Source organism: Cupriavidus sp. 96C5-1 (assembly GCF_057798855.1).
Genome location: NZ_JBYOJU010000023.1, coordinates 26,336 through 44,087, shown reverse-complemented (window position 1 = coordinate 44,087; position 17,752 = coordinate 26,336). Strand labels below are relative to the sequence as shown.

The window sequence follows — 17,752 nt, the reverse complement described above, 5'->3', positions numbered from 1 at the left end:
CCCGATGCCGAGCCCGCTTTGCTTGTCCGTCCTTCGTGTCCCTGGCGACAGTGCATGCGCGTCCCCGGCGGCAGGCGGGGCAATAGCCGGCCCTGTGCGCGGCGTGCGCGCATGGCTGGCGCGCTGGTGGCTCGCGGCCACGCTCATGCTCGGCGTGCTGATGGCGTTGACGATGCCGCCGGGAACGGCGCGCGCCGAAGGCATTGAAGTCAACGATGCCCGCATCGAGTACCAGGACGGCGGTTTCGACCTGGCCGCCAGCTTCGATTTCGAATTGCCGCCGCCGCTGGAAGATGCGCTCAACAAGGGCATCTCGCTCTATTTTGTGGTCGACTTCCAGCTTACCCGGCCACGCTGGTACTGGTTCGACGAAAAGCCGGTCAACGCCAGCCGCAGCGTGCGGCTGTCCTACCATCCGCTCACGCGCCAGTACCGCGTTTCCACCGGCGGCCTGCAGCTGCCGTTCATGCGCCTGAAGGGCGCGCTGCAATTCATCCAGCGCGTGCGCGGGTGGCGCGTATTCGATCGCAATATGGTCAAGCCGGGCGAGACCTACCTGGCCGAAGCCCGCATGCGGCTGGACCTGACGCAGTTGCCCAAGCCGTTCCAGATCAACGCCGTCAACACGCGCGAATGGAACCTCGCATCGGAATGGCGCCGCTTTAATTTCACCGTGCCCACCGAGTTCCCGCCATCCGCGCCGCCGCCTCAGGTGGTGCCGGTACCGGCACCGGCGTCCGCCGCGTCCGCGGCGGTGGCCGGCGAAACGCGCGCGCTACCCTTCGCGCACACGGTGTCGACCGTGCTCTCGCCCACCACCCTGGTGCAGCCGGCCGCGAGCCAGCCATGACCCCCGGCAACTTGTGGGACAGTCGTTTCCGGCGCGTGCTCTATCGCGTCGTGGCAGGCATCATCGTGTTCCTGGCGCTGGTGCTGGTGGCCTTGCTCGCCGGCGCCTCGGCCAACACGGAATTCTTCGACCGCTATTTCACGCTGCTGTTCAAGATCAACCTGGTGATCGGCGTGCTGCTGGTGCTGATCATCAGTGCGCTGGCGGTGAGCCTGTGGCTGCGCTACCGGCGCGGCAAGTTCGGGACGCGGCTGATGACCAAGCTCGCCGTGTTCTTCGGCGTGGTGGGCGTGCTGCCGGGCGTCCTGATCTACCTGGTGTCGCTGCAGTTCGTCTCGCGCAGCATCGAGTCATGGTTCGACGTGCGGGTGGAAACCGCGCTCGAGGCCGGCCTCAATCTTGGCCGCTCGACCATCGACACCGCGCTGTCGGACCTGCAGGGCAAGGCGCGGCTGATGGCCGACCAGCTCAATAGCGCGTCCAACGTGGCCACCTCGCTGCAGCTCAACCGGCTGCGCGAGCAATATGGCGTGCAGGAAGCCGCGATCTTCACCGGCAGCGGCCGCGTGATCGCCACCGCCTCGAGCAACTATGCCTCGCTGGTGCCCGACCTGCCATCCGGCGTGCTGGCCGAGCAGGCGCGGCTCGCGGGCGGCTATGCGGCAGTGGAGGGCGGCACCGATCCCGCCGTCGACGGCCACCGCCAGCCCGAAAGCGCCGACGGCAGCCACCTGTACCGGCTGCGCGTCATCGTGCCGCTTGGCCCCGCGCCCGCCGCGCAGAGCGAAGCGCAATCGCCCGCCGAAAGCGTCGGCAAGCCAGCCTCGAAGGCACCGCTCAACGCGGCCAGCCGCTGGGCTGGCTCGGGTCTGTCGGTGGAACGCCGCCCGGAGGACGCGGCGTCGTCCGGCTTCGGGCTGATGGGCGAGACGGTGCGCGAAGAGCGCTATCTGCAGGTCGTGCACCCGGTGCCCGCGGCGCTGGCGCGCAATGCCGACGAAGTGCAGCGCGCCTACCAGGAATACCAGGAGAAGGCGCTGGGCCGCACCGGCCTGCGCAAGATGTATATCGGCACGCTGACGCTGACGCTGTTCCTCGCGGTGTTTATCGCCGTGATGCTGGCGCTGCTGCTCGGCGGGCAGCTGGCGCGGCCGCTGCTGATGCTGTTGCAGGGGACCAAGGAAGTGGCCGAGGGCGATCTCTCGCCCAAGCGCGAGCTCAAGAGCCGCGACGAGCTCGGCATGCTGACCCAGCAGTTCAACATGATGACGCGGCAGTTGTCCGAGGCACGCATCGCGGTGGAGCAGAACCGCAGCGCGCTGGAGAAATCGACGGCCTACCTCGAGAGCGTGCTGCAGAATCTCACTGCCGGCGTCTTCGTGTTCGACCGCCGCTTCGTGCTGATCACCGCCAACCCGGGCGCTGAGCGTATTTTCCGCCAGCCCTTCGCCAGCGAGCTGGGGGAGCCCATCGACAACATCCCGGTGCTCGGCACCTTCGGCGATATCGTGCGGCAGGCCTTCTCGGAGCAGAGCACCAGTGAAATGCTGGGCGGCGCGCAGCACTGGCAAAAGCAGATCGAGCTGCCTCAGGGCGACGAGGAACAAGCGCTCACGCTGCTGGTGCGCGGCGCGCGCCTGCCGGGCGGGCGCGGCGACGAACAAGGCGAACCCGGCTATGTGATCGTGTTCGACGATATCTCGGATGTGATTTCCGCTCAACGCTCGGTGGCCTGGGGGGAAGTGGCGCGGCGCCTCGCGCACGAGATCAAGAACCCGCTGACCCCGATCCAGCTCTCGGCCGAGCGGCTGCAGATGAAGCTCTCGCCAAAACTGGAAGGACTGGATGCCGATGTGCTCAAGCGCGGCGCCACCACCATCGTCAACCAGGTGCAGGCCATGAAGCGCATGGTCGACGACTTCCGCGACTATGCGCGCACGCCGCCAGCGATGTTGCAGTCACTGCAGATCAACGCCCTGGTGGCGGAAGTGCTGCACCTCTACGGGATCGACGACACCGGGCCCCACGAGCATGCCGTGATCCATCCGTCGCTGGCCGCCACCCTGCCCGAGATCAAGGGTGATCCGACCCAGCTGCGCCAGGTGATTCACAACCTGCTGCAGAACGCGCAGGATGCGGTGGCGGACAACGTGACGGCCGCTAGGGCGGCGCCCCATATCGCTCTGCACACCGAGACTGTAGAATACAAAGATTCTGCCGGCGAAGACCGGCAGGCTGTCAAGCTCACCATTGCGGATAACGGTCCCGGTTTCGCCCCGCGCATCCTCAGTCGCGCGTTCGAACCCTATGTGACCACCAAGGCCAAGGGAACCGGCCTCGGTCTCGCGATGGTGAAGAAGATCATTGACGAACACGGCGCACGCATCGAGTTGCGCAATCGCATGGAGGGCTCCGAAATCATCGGGGCGCAGATCTCCATCCTGTTCGTTAAACTGGCATAGTCATTGTTGCGGCCCCGAACCCGGTCAGCCGCGGTGGGGTCAAGAGGGGAAGTATGGCAACCATCCTCGTAGTCGACGACGAAATGGGTATCCGGGAGTTGCTCTCGGAAATCCTCAGCGACGAAGGCCATGTGGTCGAAGTGGCAGAAAACGCGCAGAAGGCGCGCGAGTATCGTGCCGGCAATACGCCGGACCTGGTGCTGCTTGACATCTGGATGCCCGATACCGATGGCGTCACGCTGCTCAAGGAGTGGTCGGCCCAGGGCCTGCTCTCCATGCCCGTCATCATGATGTCGGGGCACGCCACCATCGATACCGCGGTGGAGGCGACCAAGATCGGCGCGCTCAATTTCCTCGAGAAGCCGATTGCCCTGCAGAAACTGCTGTCCGCCGTCGAACAGGGCCTGGCGCGCGGCATCGAGCGCCCGCGCGCAGGGGCGGCGGCCGGCGCGGCGCTGCCCGCTGGCGGCAATAGCGAGGGCACGGCGGCGGCGGCCGCGGAAACCGCGGCCGAAGCGGCCAACGGCAACCCGCAACGGCTGCCCGAAGCCGAGATGCATTTCTCCTTCGACATGCCGCTGCGCGAAGCACGCGACCTGTTCGAGCGCGCCTACTTCGAATACCACCTGCTGCGCGAGCACGGCAGCATGACCCGCGTCGCCGAGAAAACCGGCCTCGAACGCACCCATCTGTACCGCAAGCTCAAGCAGCTCGGCGTGGAACTCAGCCGCAACAAGCCGGAGCCCACGGAGCAGTAAAACGGCGGCGCACAAAGCGCTTGACGCGGTCAAAATGCGCTGCTATGATTTCGCTTCTTTGGCCCGGTAGCTCAGTCGGTAGAGCAGAGGATTGAAAATCCTTGTGTCGGCGGTTCGATTCCGTCCCAGGCCACCAGCATTGCGAAAGAGCCCAGGATCTGAAAAGGTCTTGGGCTTTTTTCATTGCGTTGGCGTAGGGCGATAAAGCGCCGGGCCGGATATCAGGCCATTCACGCACGCATCGGCGCATCATGCCAGGGCAATCGGTACATCTGCTGCCGATGGTCCACGACACCATCCGGTTTCCACATCAGCAATGCCAGCACGCAGCACAGGCCATCCGCTGTCCGTGAAAGCCTCCCCTGCAATCTCAGTCCCCGTATGGCACCAAGGCCCGGGCAATGGGCCAATGTGGTTGCGCCGATGGCCATGCCGAGAGCATCGAGTTGGGCTAGCTCACTGGCCAGATGGGCACCAGTTCGACGATCGGCTCATGCCTGCCTGCATGCGGCGAGAAGCCGTACGGATTGCTTCGGGCGAGCAGAAGCAACCGGTGTGAGTAACACGCATGAGGGCCCCTGGAATCAAGCCGCGAGGGCAGCATTCCGCCTTGGTTGATGTCACGTTCCCACGCCCGGCCGCACCGCTGCTTCAATGACCGTTCCGTTGTTCTCCACCTCATGGGGACCCATCAAACCGGACCGCCACACGACACCAAAAACGCCCTTGCGTTGTCGCTGCCCACCGCCTAATGTTCAGGCACAAAATCGTCCATCCGCCCCTCCGCCAGTGCCATCGCGCCTGCGATTATCGGCATTGCGTCAATTACCCCCCGAATCCGACTTTCGCATCTGGTCCTGACCTCCGATTTCGTCATGCCGAGCCGCGTATCCAGGCAATCCACATAGCGATCCAGCAAAACACGCCGCGCATTCGGTACCCCAGGTTCATTCAATACTAGCCACGCGTGCATTGACGCTGGACGGCGAAAAACGGAACACTGCGCGCTCCCGCCTGCCACTGCAAACCCAATGCGCGCGCCTTCCTCCGCTGTCACGACCGACCCTGTCCGCTCTGCCGAACCGCATGGCCCAAGCGTACCCGCGCCTGCGATCACGCTCGCCAGGCGCCTGGTCGCCGAGGGGCTGGGCACAGCGCTGCTGGTAGCGGTGGTGGTGGGCTCGGGCATTCGCGCGCAGCAACTGGCGGGCGGCAATACCGCGCTGGCATTGCTGGCGAATTCGCTGGCCACCGGGGGCGGGCTGATCGCGCTGCTGCTCGCGCTGGGGCCGATCTCGGGCGGGCATCTCAACCCGGTGGTCACGCTCTCGGCCATGTTGCGCGGGGCACTGCCAGCGCGCGATGCCTGGCGCTATGCGCTGGTGCAGACCGGCGGCGCCATCGCGGGAACCGCGTGCGCGCATGCGATGTTTGGCGAGCCGATGCTGGCGTGGTCGGCGCAAAGCCGCACCGGGGCGTCGATGTGGTGGAGCGAGTTCGTGGCCACCTTCGGGCTGATCGGCGTGGCGATCGGCACCGGGCGCAGCCGGCCCGGCCTGGTTCCGTTTGCGGTGGCGGCCTATATCGTGGCAGGCTACTGGTTCACCGCGTCGACGTCCTTCGCCAACCCTGCCTTGACCCTGGCTTGCGCGTTCACGGCGACCTTTACCGGCATCCGCGCGATCGATGTGCCGGGCTTCGTGCTGGCGCAGATGGCAGGCGGGCTGAGCGCCACGCTGGTGTTCCACTGGCTGCTGCGCGGGCCGGCAGCGCTGCCGGCGCAGGCGCAAACGGCGCGCAAACCGGCGTGGCCGGCGGCGGCGCCTACCAGCGCCGATTGAGCTGTACGCCGAAGATGGAGCCGGAGGTCTGGGAAGCCCAGGTATCGACAGGCGTGGCAAAGGCGATGCCATCCACGTCGTTGGCCCGGCTGTAGGTGTAGAAGGCCCGCAGGTTGGCATTGCCGGCCGCCTTGCCAAGCGTGATGGTAGGCGCGATGGTGAACGCGGTGCGTTGGCCGCTGGCGCCGAAGCCGGAGGAAATCTGGTCGTGCGCCACCTCGAAGCTCAGCTTGAACTGGTCGCTGGCGATATAGGCCGGACGCACGCGCGTGGCCACCCATTGCAACGTGCCCACCGACGAGCGGTCGAACTGCATGCTGGACTCGACCGCGCCTGCCAGCCCCAGGCCCGAAGGCTTCTTCCATTCCATCGACTCGGCCACGCGGATGCGTGACAGGGCGGGCCCCATGCCGGTGTAGCCGGTCAGGGCATTGCGGCTGCCTTCGCCATACTGCATGCCGAAGCGGTTGATGCCGGCGAGCACGTCCTTCTGCTCGTGCATGGCCGATACCCACCACGCGCTGCCGGTCTGCTGGACCAGCGGCTGCGCTTCCACCCGTGTATAGCCGAGCTGCACCGAACCCTTGTCGTTGGTGGAGATGGGCGCGGTGCGCAGCGAGTGGTAGCTGGGCAGGTTGGCGCCATCGAGGTCATTGCGCGCGGTGTACTGGTAGTTGAGCGCGATGTCGCCAAAGCGCGCATTGTCCACGCCGAAGCGCATCGCCGGCGAGGTGGGCGGCAACAATCCCGACGACATCAGGAAGGACGAGTTCTCGCGCCGGCCGGCCCACATGGTGGCCCCGTCCAGCACCGACAGGCCGCTGACCGCGGTATAGATCTGGGGCAGCAGGGCATAGGGATCGACCGCGGCGGGACGGCCGTTGACCGATGTGGCATCGGTGCCCTTGGCCTGCGCCACCAATTGCACCTGGCCACCGCCGTCGAGCGCGAACAGCGATTCATTGAGCTTGACCTCGCCGGAGCTGCGGCAGGCCAGCCCGCCGCCGATGCCGGTGGACAGCGTACCGCCGCCAGCGCAGGCGCGCATGGTGGTGGTGCGGTCCTCATAGGCGGCGCGCCCGCTGTAGCTGAGCCGCCAGACCTGATCGCCGGCGGGATCGTCGGCCGGCAGCTGCGAGACCAGCGCGAATTCCTCGCTGGCAGGTGCCTCGGCGCCATTGCCATCGGCTGGCGGCGGTGTTTCAGCCACGAACTGGCCAAGGCGCTTGGGGAACAACACCAGCGGGGGCGGGGCCGGGGCCACGGGTTCGGGGGGCAGGGCGGGCTCGGGCGGTCCGGCCAGCTCAAGGCCATCGTCGCTCAAGCCGGCATTTGCCCAGGTAGCTGGCGGGGGCGGCGCCGGCAACGTCGAGCCAGCGGCATCGCCTGGCTTTGCTTCTTGCTGGGTGCCAGGCCCCGCCGGGGCGGCGGCAACGGGACTGGCGGTATCCGCGGCACTGCCGCCGCCGGGCGCGGCGGCAGGCTCTCCAGCGGTAGCGGGCACGGTTCCACCCGTACGATCACCGCTTGCGCCGCGCGATGCCGCGCTGCCCGACTGCTCGCTTGCAATCAGGGCCGCCAGCGGATCGGCTGCGGCCTGGGGCGCGGGGGCGGCCTGGATGCCAAATGCGGCAAGGTCCTGCGCGTCTGCTGTCTGCGCGCACGCATTCCATCCCCAGGCGGCCAGCACGGCAATGGCCAGGCACCGGGAATGAAAGGCCGGCGGACGGCCGGCAGCGGGCAAAACAGCAAACAACATAGGACAGGACCAGTACGGCGTGATTTTTTAACAGTCGCCCGATTGGACAGCAAGCAGGGTTACAAAATCCGCAACAGTGCGTCCTTCTCACCATATGGAAAGCCGCGCTTCTCTCGCCGGCAGCCTGCTCGGACGAGCTTGCGGCCAGGAATCAGGTGAAGGGAAAACCCCCGAGAACCCCCTTTTTCCTAGCGAAAACCCGGACTTTCACGACCCCCCGTGACGAAAGGGCCACCGCTATAATCGTCTGGCCAGTCCGACGGGTACGGACCGGCCCCCGAGCCTGTTATGAAAGCATGCCAGCATACGCCGCGCTGTATGACACGCCGTATGGCATGCCTTCGTAACAGGCTCATTGTTGCGCGGCCGCCGTACCCCGGCTTCCTGCGCGTCACGGCACGGAACCGGATGCCCACGCATGACGTGAGCGCGCCTGATCCTGATGCCGCGCTAAAAATCGATAACGAGGAGAAGGTATGGAACGTCGTTCCTTTCTGTTGAAGGCATCGGCCGTGGCCGCCACCGGGGCGCTGGCTGCGTGCGGCAAGGAAGAAAAGGCCGCGGCGCCCGCCGCCGCCGGTGCCAGCGCACCGGCCGTGATCGGCAGCAACCCGGCCGTGGAATGGCGCCTGGCTTCCAGCTTCCCGAAATCGCTCGACACCATCTACGGCGGTGCCGAACTGCTGTCGGCCCGGGTCAAGGAACTGACCGACGGCAAGTTCAACATCAAGGTCTTCGCCGCCGGCGAAATCGTGCCGGGCCTGCAGGTGCTGGACGCGGTGCAGAACAACACCGTGCAGATCGGCCATACCGCCGGCTACTACTACTTCGGCAAGAACCCGACACTCTGCTTCGACACCACCATCCCCTTCGGCCTGACCGCGCGCCAGCAGAACGCCTGGATGTTGCAGGGCAACGGCATGAAGCTGATGCGCGAGTTCTTCAAGGAATACAACGTCGTCAATTTCCTGGGCGGCAACACCAATGCGCAGATGGGCGGCTGGTTCCGCAAGGAAATCAAGACGGTCGCCGACCTGCAGGGCCTGAAGTACCGTATCGCCGGTTTTGCCGGCGTGGTGCTGGCGCGCCTGGGCGTGGTGCCCCAGCAGATCGCCGGCGGCGACATCTACCCCGCGCTGGAGAAAGGCACCATCGACGCGGCGGAATGGGTTGGCCCCTACGATGACGAGAAGCTCGGCTTCTACAAGGTTGCCCCGTACTACTATTACCCGGGCTGGTGGGAAGGCAGCGCGCAGCTGTCCTTCTACTCGTCGGCCACCGAGTACGAAAAGCTGCCAGCGCTGTACAAGCGCGCACTGGAAACGGCGACCATCGAAGTCCACACCACCATGATGGCCAAGTACGACGCGGTGAATCCGCAAGCGCTGGCCCGCCTGCTGGAAAACGGCGTGAAGCTGCGTCCGTTCTCCAAGGAGATCATGGAAGCCTGCTTCAAGGCCACCCAGGACGCCTACGCCGAGGAAACCGCCAAGAATCCGTCGTTCAAGAAAATCTACGACGACTGGCGCGTGTTCCGCAACAACGAGGCCGCGTGGTTCAACGTGGCCGAGCAGGCGTTCTCGCAGTTCAGCTTCGCGCGCAAGCTGTAAGCGCGGCGCCGCCGATCCCGAGGCGGCGTACCGCGGCCGCAAGCCCGTGCCCAGCACGGGCTTTTTTACGCCGGTAGAATCGCCCGATTCCTTGGGACTTCATATGCAAACCGGCATCATCTACGCGCTGCTCGCTTACATCATCTGGGGCTTGCTGCCGCTCTATATCAAATCCCTGCACGGCATCGCGCCGATGGAGATCCTGCTGCACCGGATGGTGTGGTCGCTGGTGTTCCTGGGCCTGGTGCTCACCTGGCGGCGGCACTGGGGCTGGCTGCGCGGGGTCGGGTCCAACCCGCGCCTGCTGGCGGGCTTTGCCGCCAGCGCGCTGCTGCTGAGCGGCAACTGGTTCCTCTACATCTGGTCGGTCTCGAACGGACGGGTGGTGGATGCGAGCCTGGGATATTTCATCAATCCGCTGTTCAATGTGCTGCTGGGCGTGCTCTTCCTGCACGAGCGGCTGCGCCCCGGCCAGTGGGCCTCGATCGCCCTGGCGGCGGCGGGGGTGATCTGGCTGACCGTGGCTGCCGGCCAGCTGCCGTGGATCGCGCTGGCGCTGGCCGGCACCTTCGGCGGCTATGGGCTGCTGCGCAAGACCGCGACGCTGGGCGCGCTTGAAGGCCTGTCGCTCGAGACCATGCTGCTGTTCCCGCTGGCGGCGAGCGCCCTGGTTTACCTGTTCGCGACCGGCCAGGCCGACTTCAGCCACGCCAGCGGCGGCGTGCAGGTGCTGGCCTTGCTGGCCGGCCCGGTCACCGCTGTGCCCTTGCTGCTGTTCGCCGCGGGCGCGCGCCGCCTGCCGCTTTCCTTGCTCGGGCTGCTGCAATACACCGGCCCGACGCTGCAGCTACTGCTGGGCGTGTGGCTATGGAACGAACCGTTTCCGGCCAGCAAGCAGGCAGGCTTCGCGTTGATCTGGCTATCGCTGGCCATCTACGCGATGGAAGGCATCTGGGCCGGGCGCCGGCGGGCTGGGGCGGTGCTGCAGCGTTAGGAAGCGGAAGAGCAACCTGGGCACTGAACAAGGCTGTCACTCCCTCTCCCACAAGTGGGAGAGGGGAGACCACCTGCGCAGACCCAGATCCGTCAGCTGCGCGCCATCAATCAGATGAATTAATTTACCTAGACATATCAAGAAAAATTTATCTGGCAAATATTTATAGCGGTTTGCATAGCATGTGCTCTGCGGACCTGGTCATGTCGGTTGATGAGATCACCCATCTTTAATTCATTCCATTTATCCATCAAGCAAGCTCAAAACGATCTTGATCGATAGCAAGAATAAAACCAGGCGCCTCTGGATACCGCCTTCAGCCCGTCCCTACCACCTCAGTAAAGCCCACGTACCTGCGCATGCAGCCTTACCAGGCCAAGCAGCGCGTCGATATTCGGCGTGGCGATACCGACATGCTGGCCAATTTCCCGCACCGACGCCACCAGCGCGTCGATCTCCAGTGGGCGCCCAGCCTCGGCATCCTGCAGCATCGAAGTCTTGAAGGCCCCCAGCTTGCGCGTCACCTGGCTGCGCTCTTCACCGCTTTGGGCGATCGGGCAGCCGATGGCGGCGCCGATGTGGCCGGCTTCCGCCATCACCGCCAGGCAGAAGCGGTTGACCAGGGGATCGTCAAGGATGCGGTCGCAGGTGGCGCCGGTCAGTACCGAGACCGGGTTCATCGTCATATTGCCCCACAGCTTGAACCAGATTTCCTGCTGGATCGCGGCGCTGCGCTCGACTTCCAGGCCACCGCTCTCCAGCAGGCTGGCCACCGCCTCCACCTTGCCGGCCGCCTTGCCCGCCGCACCGCCCGCCGCGCCCAGGATCAGGCGCGCGCCAAACCCGTGCCGCACCGTGGCCGGTGCGGGCGTGGAGGCGGTCAGGTGCACCACGCAGCCGATGACCTGCCCGGCCGGGATGGCCAGCGCGATAGCGCCCTCCGGATCCACGGTCCGCAGCGACAGCCCCGCATGCGGGCCCGGCCGCTCGAAAAACCACCATGGCACGCCGTTCATCGCGGTCACCACCACCGTTTCGGGGCCGATCAGCGGCCCGATGGTTTGCGCCAGCGGCGGCAATGCCGGCGCCTTGACCGCCAGGATCACCACATCCTGCGCGCCCAGGGCCGCGGGATCGCTTTCCGCGCGGACCCGGAAGGTCTCGGTGCGCCCGCCCTCGATCAGCGTCAGGCCCTGCTCGCGCAGGGTGGACAGGGTCTGGCCGCGCGCGAGCACGTTGGGCGCCTGGCCGGAACGGGCCAGCCTCGCGCCGATAAAGCCGCCGACGGCGCCTGCGCCGACGATGCAAAGAGAAGTCATGGCTGCCTTGCCTGAGGTTGCGGGGGAACCCAAATATATTTACACGAAGAATCAAGCATGATTAATCCCGATACGAAACATCGATTCCGTCGATTTCCCGGGTCAGTGCCGCGAACACGTCCTCGCCCGCGCCGAACTTGGGATTGAACTGCAGCGAGTCGCGCGTGCACTTGCGCTGGATCTCCTCGGGCACCGGCAGCGCGGCACCCATGGACAGCGTGGCCAGCTGGATCTCGCAGGCGCGGTTGAGCAGCCAGAGCGTGGAAAAGGTGCGGGCGATGCTGTCGCCCCAGGCCAGCAGACCGTGGTTGCGCAGGATCACGGCAGGCTTGTCGCCGATATTGCGCACCAGGCGGGGCCCTTCGTCGCCGTGCACGGTGATGCCTTCGAAAGGATGGTAGGCCACTTTGTCGAATAGCTGGGCCGCATAGAAGTTGCTCATCGACAAACCCTGCGCCGAGCAGGCCACCGCCATGCCGGCCGTGGTGTGGGTATGCATCACGCAATGCGCGCCCGGGATACCGGCGTGGATGGCCGCATGCACCACAAAGCCGGCCGGATTGACGGGCCAGCGGCTCTCGCCGACCACCTCGCCGGCCAGGTCGATCTTCACCAGGTTGGAAGCGGTGACCTCCGCATAGCGCAGGCCGAAGGGATTGATCAGGAAATGCGGCGAGCCGCCGCCAGCCTCGGGCGGCAGGCGCAGCGTGATGTGGTTGTAGATCAGCTCGGTCCAGCCCAGCCGGTCGAAGATGCGGTAGCAGGCGGCTAGCTTGACGCGCGCCTCCCATTCCGCCGGGTGACAGTTTGCGACAGCCATGCAGGTCTCCTCTGCGTTTGGCGCGGCGCCGGTGCGCGCGCGTTTGCGGTGCTGTTCGGGTGGGATCGGGCCGCGCGGGAACCGCTAGCCGCGGTGGCGGCCCGATTTATTACCATGTTAATGATTTTACGGGACGGGTCAAGCCGGGGTTATCGCCGGGGCCGCTGGTTCCGCAATGCCGCTAAGGCAAGGTGTTGCGCATGATCAGCAGCCACGGCATATGCGAGTTGGTTACGCCGTCGATCATGCCGGAGTCTCCCAGTTCGATCAGCTCCATCGAGACCGATTGCTGGACATTGCCGCCAATGGCCTTCACCAGGCGCGCCGCGGGATCCACCTCGACCACGATGTCGCAATGCATGGGTGTGGTCCCGAAACCGATCTCGTCCGGGCTGACGAGGTACTTGTCGCGCCCGCGCGCGGCGCAGATGACATCGCCCGGGCGCGGCATGGCGGGCACCGGTTCGATACGGAAGGCCGGCGCCGGCAGGATGCCGTCGCGCGCGTCCACCACGTACATGGAGTGCGAATCGCCGGTCAGGAACTGGCGGTCGTCCAGGCCAGCCTTGCGCATCACCCAGGAAATGAAGACCGCGGACCAGGCCCAGTTGCCCTGGGTGATCTGGCGGCAGCTGACCGGCTTGCCGACGATGCCCCAGTAGCGCTGGGCCAGCTTGCAGCCTTGCGGGGTGGCCTCCATGCCGGTGCCATCCGGGAACCGCAGGCAATTGGTCTCGCTGCCGGTGTCGTCCTGGCTGTCGGCTGCGCGGTCGGTCGAATCGGCGGGCTCGATGTTGCCGGCGGCCTCGGTATCCGCCACGGGCATGCCCGGCAGGACCGGCGGCGGCAGGGGGCTGTCGGTCACGCAGGCGGTGTCGTCACGGCCCAGGCGCACGGTCTGGCCACCCCAGCGCTGCCACTCCTGCCAGGCGATCTCGACAATGCGCTGGCGCGGCGTGGCGCCGGGTGTCGTTACCGGCCGTTCGCTGTCGGGCAAGGGGGTGGCCTGCGGCCGTGCCGGCGGCGATGGCGTGGTGCAGCCCGAGAGCAGCGCGAGGGCCGTCAGCAGGCTCAGGCCAAGCAGGCGCGCCTGTGGAAAATTTTGTGGGAAACGTTGTGAATAAAGCTGTGGAAATCTGCCTGACGGCGATCGAGGATGCATGAGAGACCCACTGGGCAGGACGCCCTGGACCCTTGTATTTACTGAGGGAAGGCGCCGATAGGGCACTATCTTACCGGGCTTGCGGGGGGTACTGCATATACCGCGGGGGGACAGGATAACCGGGGGGCCGGCATTGTGGATAACGCCCCCCGCCTGGCGCTCACCTGCGCCATCTGGCGACTGGCGGCGGCACGGCGGGGTTGATCCGGCGGGGCTGGCGCGGGGCCGCCCGCGAGACTTACTGGTTCACTGCGTCCTTGAACTTCTGGCCAGCCTTGAACTTGACGGTCTTGGCGGCTTCGACCTTGATTTCTTCGCCGGTACGCGGGTTGCGCGCCATGCGCTCGCCGCGCTCGCCCTGGCTGAACGTGCCAAAGCCGATCAGGCTCAGGGTGTCGCCCTTGGCCACGGCGTCCATGATGGCGCCCAGCGTCACGTTCAGCGCTTGTTCTGCCTTAGCCTTGGTCAGGCCGTCCACGCCGGCCGCGATGGCGTCGATCAGTTCGGTTTTCGTCATGCTTCACTCCGTGTCGAGTTGATAAAACAAGGACGCCTGGCTGGGCCGGCACGCTGGGCACCGGCGTCGGCAAAGGCGCCGCGGGCCACATCATACCGTGTCGGGCCGCGCTGGCTTGGAACAGATTGTTACAGCGCCCGCCCGCCAGCCCGCGCCGGCTGGGGCTTTGCCGGGATTCTGAGAGCCATCGGACACCTCTGCGGGCGCCTGGATGCCCCTCTGGCGATCGAACGGCTCGGGGTGTGCCATGGGACATCCCGCCATGAAAAACGGCTCCAGGGGCTTCCTGGCCGTTCTCAGAGGTATTGCCGGCCGAGCGGCAGGACCGGGGGCAGACAACGTGCCGCTGCGCCCCAAGTCTTCCATGACCACCGGAATCCGTCCCTTTTGGTCTACATGCCTTGCCTGCGTGTTGTCAGCCGCTATGCGCGCCGCGTTTGCCTTTCCGCCCTTGCAGCGGCGTATACGCGGCGTAGCGCAGCCACGACCCGTTGAGCGCCTTTAAACGTCACATGAACTATTGTGCATTGGCCGCGATGCCCGGCGCGGATCTGTTTGCCGGGTATTCGCGGGATGCATGCCTTGTTTGCGGCGTATACGCCGAGCGGTGCGCGGAGGCAAACATGGATCCTTGCAGTGGCGTATACGGGCGGGACGTATACCGCAGGCACCGCCAAGCCGTGGTGCGTATACGTCGAAACCCTGGATTCTTGCCGGCGCATTGGCGCGTTCGCTTGCTTCCGAACAGCCGACAAATCCCAGGAGTAAAAAAATCTTGCCTGGCGGCAGGTTTACGGCCGTTTATTTTCTTTCCCCGGGATGACTTGCCGATAGCAGGACGCAGTCCTTCGGTTTACTTCTTTCTTTCATGTATACAGATAGTAGTAGTAGGTAAACGGCGTGCTTTTCTGTGGATAACTGGATTAATTCCTTATAAATCAACGTGTTGCAGAGCGTGTAAGTGGTGGGGCCCGGTGTTGGCCGCCGTGGATGACTAGCCCTTGTCGGCGACGGTGCCGGAAACAACCCTCCGAGTTATGCCTGATCCGTCCCCATGCCAACCCCAGGCAGCCCACATGAATCGCGTGTCCTTATCCACAGAAGCGGGCTGGGTTATCCACATCGGGCGCGGGTCCGGCGGCGGTATACGCGGCAGGCACGGCGCTTTCCTGGCGTCGTATACGTGCGCCCGTATACGTGTCTGGCGACGGCGCGTGAACTACCCGGGCGCTGCGCGTATACGGAAATTTGCCAGGCAAGGGGATGCCGGCGGCAAAGTGGGCAGGTATCATCGCCAGCGCGCAGCCACGCGGGGTGGCGGGCCAGCGGATCAATACGGGGTGGCATATGGCGGAACAGGTGAAGCGAGAGGAAGCGAAGCAGGACAGCGGGGAAGCGAAGAATGTGAAGGACGTCACTGGCGCTGGGAGCGGGAACGCCGGAATGGCGGAGAAGGCGGAGCCGGAGAAGCGCGCCAAGGGCAAGAAGGACGGCAAGCGCAAGACCGCTTCCGACCGTGTCGAGGTGCGCCGTTCGGGCGTGCACGGCAAAGGCGTCTATGCCATCGCCCCGATTGCCGAAGGCGAGCGCATCATCGAATACAAGGGCGAGCATATTTCGTGGAAAGAGGCGCTCAAGCGCCATCCGCACGATCCCGCCGATCCCAACCATACCTTCTATTTCAGCCTGGAAGACGGCGACGTGATCGACGCCAAGTTCGGCGGCAACCGCGCGCGCTGGATCAACCATGCCTGCGACCCCAATTGCGAGGCGCGCGAGAAGAAGGGGCGCGTGTTCATCCACGCGCTGCGCGATATCGCCGGCGGCGAGGAACTGTTCTACGACTACGGGCTGGTGATCGACGCGCGCTACACCAAGAAGCTCAAGAAGGAATTCGAGTGCCGCTGCGGCAGCCCGCATTGCCGCGGGACCATGCTGGCGCCGAAGGAAAAGAAGGGCAGGTAAGACCTCGCGGGGGGGCGCGGATTCAGGGTCCCCGCCTGGCCTGGCTTCAGGCGGTGCCTGCCGCCTCGCACGGGATGCGGATCACGAACCGCATCCCGCGTGTCTCGCCCTCCGGCCCGGAGGGCGGCACATCCTCGATACGGATGGTGCCGTGATGCAGGCCGATGATTTCGTGCACGATGGCCAGACCAAGGCCCGCGCCGGCAGGCGTCTGCGCATTGGGGCCCGGTGCCTGGTCGCCACGGAAGAAGCGCTTGAAGACTTCTTCGCGACGCGCAACGGGGATACCCGGCCCGTTATCTTCCACCATCACCACCGCCATGCCGCGGTGACCGAGCGCCTCGCCGCCGGCACGCACCGTGATGTGCCCGCCGGCCGGCACATATTTCACCGCATTGTCGATCAGGTTGCTGAGCGCCTCGCGCAGCAACAGGCGGTTGCCGCGTATCACCGACGGCGCGGCCCCGGTGAAGGTGGGGCCGGGCAGGGTCTCGAAGCCCAGGTCGATCTGGCGCGCCAGCGCCTGGGGCACCCACTCGGCGCCGGTCTCGAAGGCCAGCGTGGCCAGGTCGAAATGCTCGATGGGCCCGAGCCGCTCCAGCGATAGTCCCGGCTCGGCGCGCGCCAGCGACAGCAGCTGGTTGGACAGTCGCACCGCGCGGTCGGCCGCCGATTGCAACTCGCGCAGCGCGTGGTCTGTCACCGCGGGATCGTCGGACAGCACAGCACGGTCGGCGTGCAGCTTGACCGCGGTGAGGGGCGTGCGCAACTGGTGCGCGGCGTCGGCAATGAACTTGCGCTGCGCGTCGAGCGCGTCGCGCAGCCTGGCCAGCAGCGCATTGAGCGCGCGGATCAGCGGCTCCACTTCGGCCGGCACCTGCGTTTCGTCGAGCGGTGCCAGCGAGCGCGCGGTCTGGCGGTTGAGCTTGTCGGTCAGGATCTGCAGCGGCACCAGCTCCTCCTTGAGCACGTGCGACAGAATCAGGCTGCCGACCACCAGCAGCAGGATCAGCGGCACCGAGACCGACAGCAGGATCTCGTTGGCGGCGGTCTCGCGCCGGTCCAGCAGCTCGGCCACCTCGATCACGATGGGCCCGCGCGGGGTGCGCCCGGCCTCGCTGGTGGCCAGTTCGTCCGAAGCCGGGCTGGGCAGGTTGACCGGCAGGCGCACCGCGCGCACCTGGCGTCCGCTGAACCAGGCGTAGAACAACCGCGCGTCATGCAGCGAGGTCTGCCCGGTGCCGTAGCCCAGCCACGTATCCATGCCGCCGATCAGTCCGTCCGGGCCATGGATGCGCCAGTAGATGCGGTCGGTGCCTTCGGCCTCGACCAGCGTCTGGGCGATCATCGGGATGTCCTGCTCGAGCCGCGGGCCGGCGATGCGGATCTGCTGGGCGATATTGTTGGCCACGCCGTACAGGGCGCGGTCGAATACCTGGGTGGTGTAGTGGGCGGCCAGCCAGTAGGACAGCGAGCCGCTGGTCAGCACCAGCGCGAACAGCGGCGTGGCGAGCGCGCGCAGCAGATGCACGCGCAGGCTTTGCGTGGAAGCGGCGCGCGGCGGTTGCGCGGCGGTCTGCGCCGCGGCAGCGGCCGTGGCGGTCTTGGCGGGCGCGCCGCCGGCTGCGCCGGTCAGGGCCTTGCGGGGTTGGGGAGGACGTGAACGCAGCCACATGGCGGGCTTGCCGGATGCGC

Annotated in this window: 13 protein-coding genes and 1 tRNA gene; 8 read left to right on the top strand and 6 right to left on the bottom strand. The window is 66.1% G+C overall.

Features of this window, described 5'->3' with window-relative positions; translation table 11 throughout:
* Positions 1 to 4 precede the first annotated feature (4 nt).
* From AC3FOF_RS23415 to AC3FOF_RS23395, 5 genes are all read left to right on the top strand, one after another.
* On the top strand, positions 5 to 850 hold the full coding sequence (locus AC3FOF_RS23415) for a DUF4390 domain-containing protein (protein ID WP_488727910.1): 846 nt from the start codon (positions 5 to 7) through the stop codon (positions 848 to 850).
* The gene (locus AC3FOF_RS23410) at positions 847 to 3,312 is read left to right on the top strand and encodes a sensor histidine kinase (RefSeq protein ID WP_488727909.1); all 2,466 of its coding nucleotides are present in this window, start codon (positions 847 to 849) and stop codon (positions 3,310 to 3,312) included. Before AC3FOF_RS23415 ends, AC3FOF_RS23410 begins: the two co-directional genes overlap by 4 nt.
* A gap of 53 nt (positions 3,313 to 3,365) precedes the next feature.
* Entirely contained in the window at positions 3,366 to 4,070 is a 705-nt protein-coding gene (locus AC3FOF_RS23405; RefSeq protein WP_276269297.1) for a response regulator, read from the top strand.
* Positions 4,071 to 4,130: 60 nt separating this feature from the next.
* A tRNA-Phe gene (locus AC3FOF_RS23400) sits at positions 4,131 to 4,206 on the top strand.
* A gap of 895 nt (positions 4,207 to 5,101) precedes the next feature.
* A complete protein-coding gene (locus AC3FOF_RS23395; RefSeq protein WP_488727908.1) occupies positions 5,102 to 5,911 on the top strand; it encodes an aquaporin in 810 nt (269 codons plus the stop codon).
* On the opposite strand, the gene AC3FOF_RS23390 is transcribed toward AC3FOF_RS23395, so the two are convergent.
* Entirely contained in the window at positions 5,895 to 7,670 is a 1,776-nt protein-coding gene (locus tag AC3FOF_RS23390; RefSeq protein ID WP_488727907.1) for a carbohydrate porin, read from the bottom strand. The two genes, AC3FOF_RS23395 and AC3FOF_RS23390, sit on opposite strands and share 17 nt — an antisense overlap.
* 476 nt (positions 7,671 to 8,146) lie before the next feature.
* Here AC3FOF_RS23390 and AC3FOF_RS23385 point away from each other — a divergent pair, with 476 nt between their 5' ends.
* Both AC3FOF_RS23385 and rarD read left to right on the top strand, forming a co-directional pair.
* A complete protein-coding gene (locus AC3FOF_RS23385; RefSeq protein WP_017230718.1) occupies positions 8,147 to 9,280 on the top strand; it encodes a TRAP transporter substrate-binding protein in 1,134 nt (377 codons plus the stop codon).
* Positions 9,281 to 9,383: 103 nt separating this feature from the next.
* Complete coding sequence (gene rarD, locus AC3FOF_RS23380; RefSeq protein ID WP_488727906.1) at positions 9,384 to 10,274, top strand: EamA family transporter RarD; 891 nt, start codon at positions 9,384 to 9,386, stop codon at positions 10,272 to 10,274.
* Between the two features lie 335 nt (positions 10,275 to 10,609).
* On the opposite strand, the gene AC3FOF_RS23375 is transcribed toward rarD, so the two are convergent.
* From AC3FOF_RS23375 to AC3FOF_RS23360, 4 genes are all read right to left on the bottom strand, one after another.
* Positions 10,610 to 11,593, bottom strand: a complete 984-nt coding sequence (locus AC3FOF_RS23375; protein WP_488727905.1) for a 2-dehydropantoate 2-reductase — start codon at positions 11,591 to 11,593, stop codon at positions 10,610 to 10,612.
* A gap of 61 nt (positions 11,594 to 11,654) precedes the next feature.
* Positions 11,655 to 12,413, bottom strand: a complete 759-nt coding sequence (locus tag AC3FOF_RS23370; RefSeq protein WP_276265817.1) for a class II aldolase/adducin family protein — start codon at positions 12,411 to 12,413, stop codon at positions 11,655 to 11,657.
* Between the two features lie 181 nt (positions 12,414 to 12,594).
* Positions 12,595 to 13,575 (bottom strand): DUF2272 domain-containing protein, encoded by a 981-nt coding sequence (locus AC3FOF_RS23365; RefSeq protein WP_276265818.1) that lies wholly within the window; start codon positions 13,573 to 13,575, stop codon positions 12,595 to 12,597.
* Between the two features lie 238 nt (positions 13,576 to 13,813).
* Complete coding sequence (locus AC3FOF_RS23360) at positions 13,814 to 14,092, bottom strand: HU family DNA-binding protein (RefSeq protein WP_017227089.1); 279 nt, start codon at positions 14,090 to 14,092, stop codon at positions 13,814 to 13,816.
* A 1,443-nt stretch (positions 14,093 to 15,535) separates the two neighbouring features.
* Between AC3FOF_RS23360 and AC3FOF_RS23355 the strand changes: the two genes are divergently transcribed.
* Positions 15,536 to 16,057 carry an SET domain-containing protein gene (locus tag AC3FOF_RS23355; protein WP_035811915.1) on the top strand — a complete coding sequence of 174 codons (522 nt, stop codon included), beginning with the start codon at positions 15,536 to 15,538 and terminating at the stop codon, positions 16,055 to 16,057.
* Positions 16,058 to 16,103: 46 nt separating this feature from the next.
* Here AC3FOF_RS23355 and AC3FOF_RS23350 read toward each other — a convergent pair whose 3' ends face one another.
* Positions 16,104 to 17,732 carry a sensor histidine kinase gene (locus AC3FOF_RS23350; protein WP_488727904.1) on the bottom strand — a complete coding sequence of 543 codons (1,629 nt, stop codon included), beginning with the start codon at positions 17,730 to 17,732 and terminating at the stop codon, positions 16,104 to 16,106.
* Positions 17,733 to 17,752: the final 20 nt, after the last annotated feature.

Excerpts from the sequence above, each read along its gene's own strand:
- AC3FOF_RS23415 (WP_488727910.1), top strand. The coding sequence starts at position 5 with ATGCCGAGCCCGCTTTGCTTGTCCGTCCTTCGTGTCCCTGGCGACAGT.
- AC3FOF_RS23385 (WP_017230718.1), top strand. The coding sequence starts at position 8,147 with ATGGAACGTCGTTCCTTTCTGTTGAAGGCATCGGCCGTGGCCGCCACC.
- AC3FOF_RS23355 (WP_035811915.1), top strand. The coding sequence starts at position 15,536 with ATGGCGGAGAAGGCGGAGCCGGAGAAGCGCGCCAAGGGCAAGAAGGAC.
- AC3FOF_RS23365 (WP_276265818.1), bottom strand. The coding sequence starts at position 13,575 with ATGCATCCTCGATCGCCGTCAGGCAGATTTCCACAGCTTTATTCACAA.
- AC3FOF_RS23375 (WP_488727905.1), bottom strand. The coding sequence starts at position 11,593 with ATGACTTCTCTTTGCATCGTCGGCGCAGGCGCCGTCGGCGGCTTTATC.
- AC3FOF_RS23390 (WP_488727907.1), bottom strand. The coding sequence starts at position 7,670 with ATGTTGTTTGCTGTTTTGCCCGCTGCCGGCCGTCCGCCGGCCTTTCAT.
- AC3FOF_RS23350 (WP_488727904.1), bottom strand. The coding sequence starts at position 17,732 with ATGTGGCTGCGTTCACGTCCTCCCCAACCCCGCAAGGCCCTGACCGGC.
- rarD (WP_488727906.1), top strand. The coding sequence starts at position 9,384 with ATGCAAACCGGCATCATCTACGCGCTGCTCGCTTACATCATCTGGGGC.
- AC3FOF_RS23395 (WP_488727908.1), top strand. The coding sequence starts at position 5,102 with ATGCGCGCGCCTTCCTCCGCTGTCACGACCGACCCTGTCCGCTCTGCC.
- AC3FOF_RS23360 (WP_017227089.1), bottom strand. The coding sequence starts at position 14,092 with ATGACGAAAACCGAACTGATCGACGCCATCGCGGCCGGCGTGGACGGC.
- AC3FOF_RS23370 (WP_276265817.1), bottom strand. The coding sequence starts at position 12,413 with ATGGCTGTCGCAAACTGTCACCCGGCGGAATGGGAGGCGCGCGTCAAG.
- AC3FOF_RS23405 (WP_276269297.1), top strand. The coding sequence starts at position 3,366 with ATGGCAACCATCCTCGTAGTCGACGACGAAATGGGTATCCGGGAGTTG.
- AC3FOF_RS23410 (WP_488727909.1), top strand. The coding sequence starts at position 847 with ATGACCCCCGGCAACTTGTGGGACAGTCGTTTCCGGCGCGTGCTCTAT.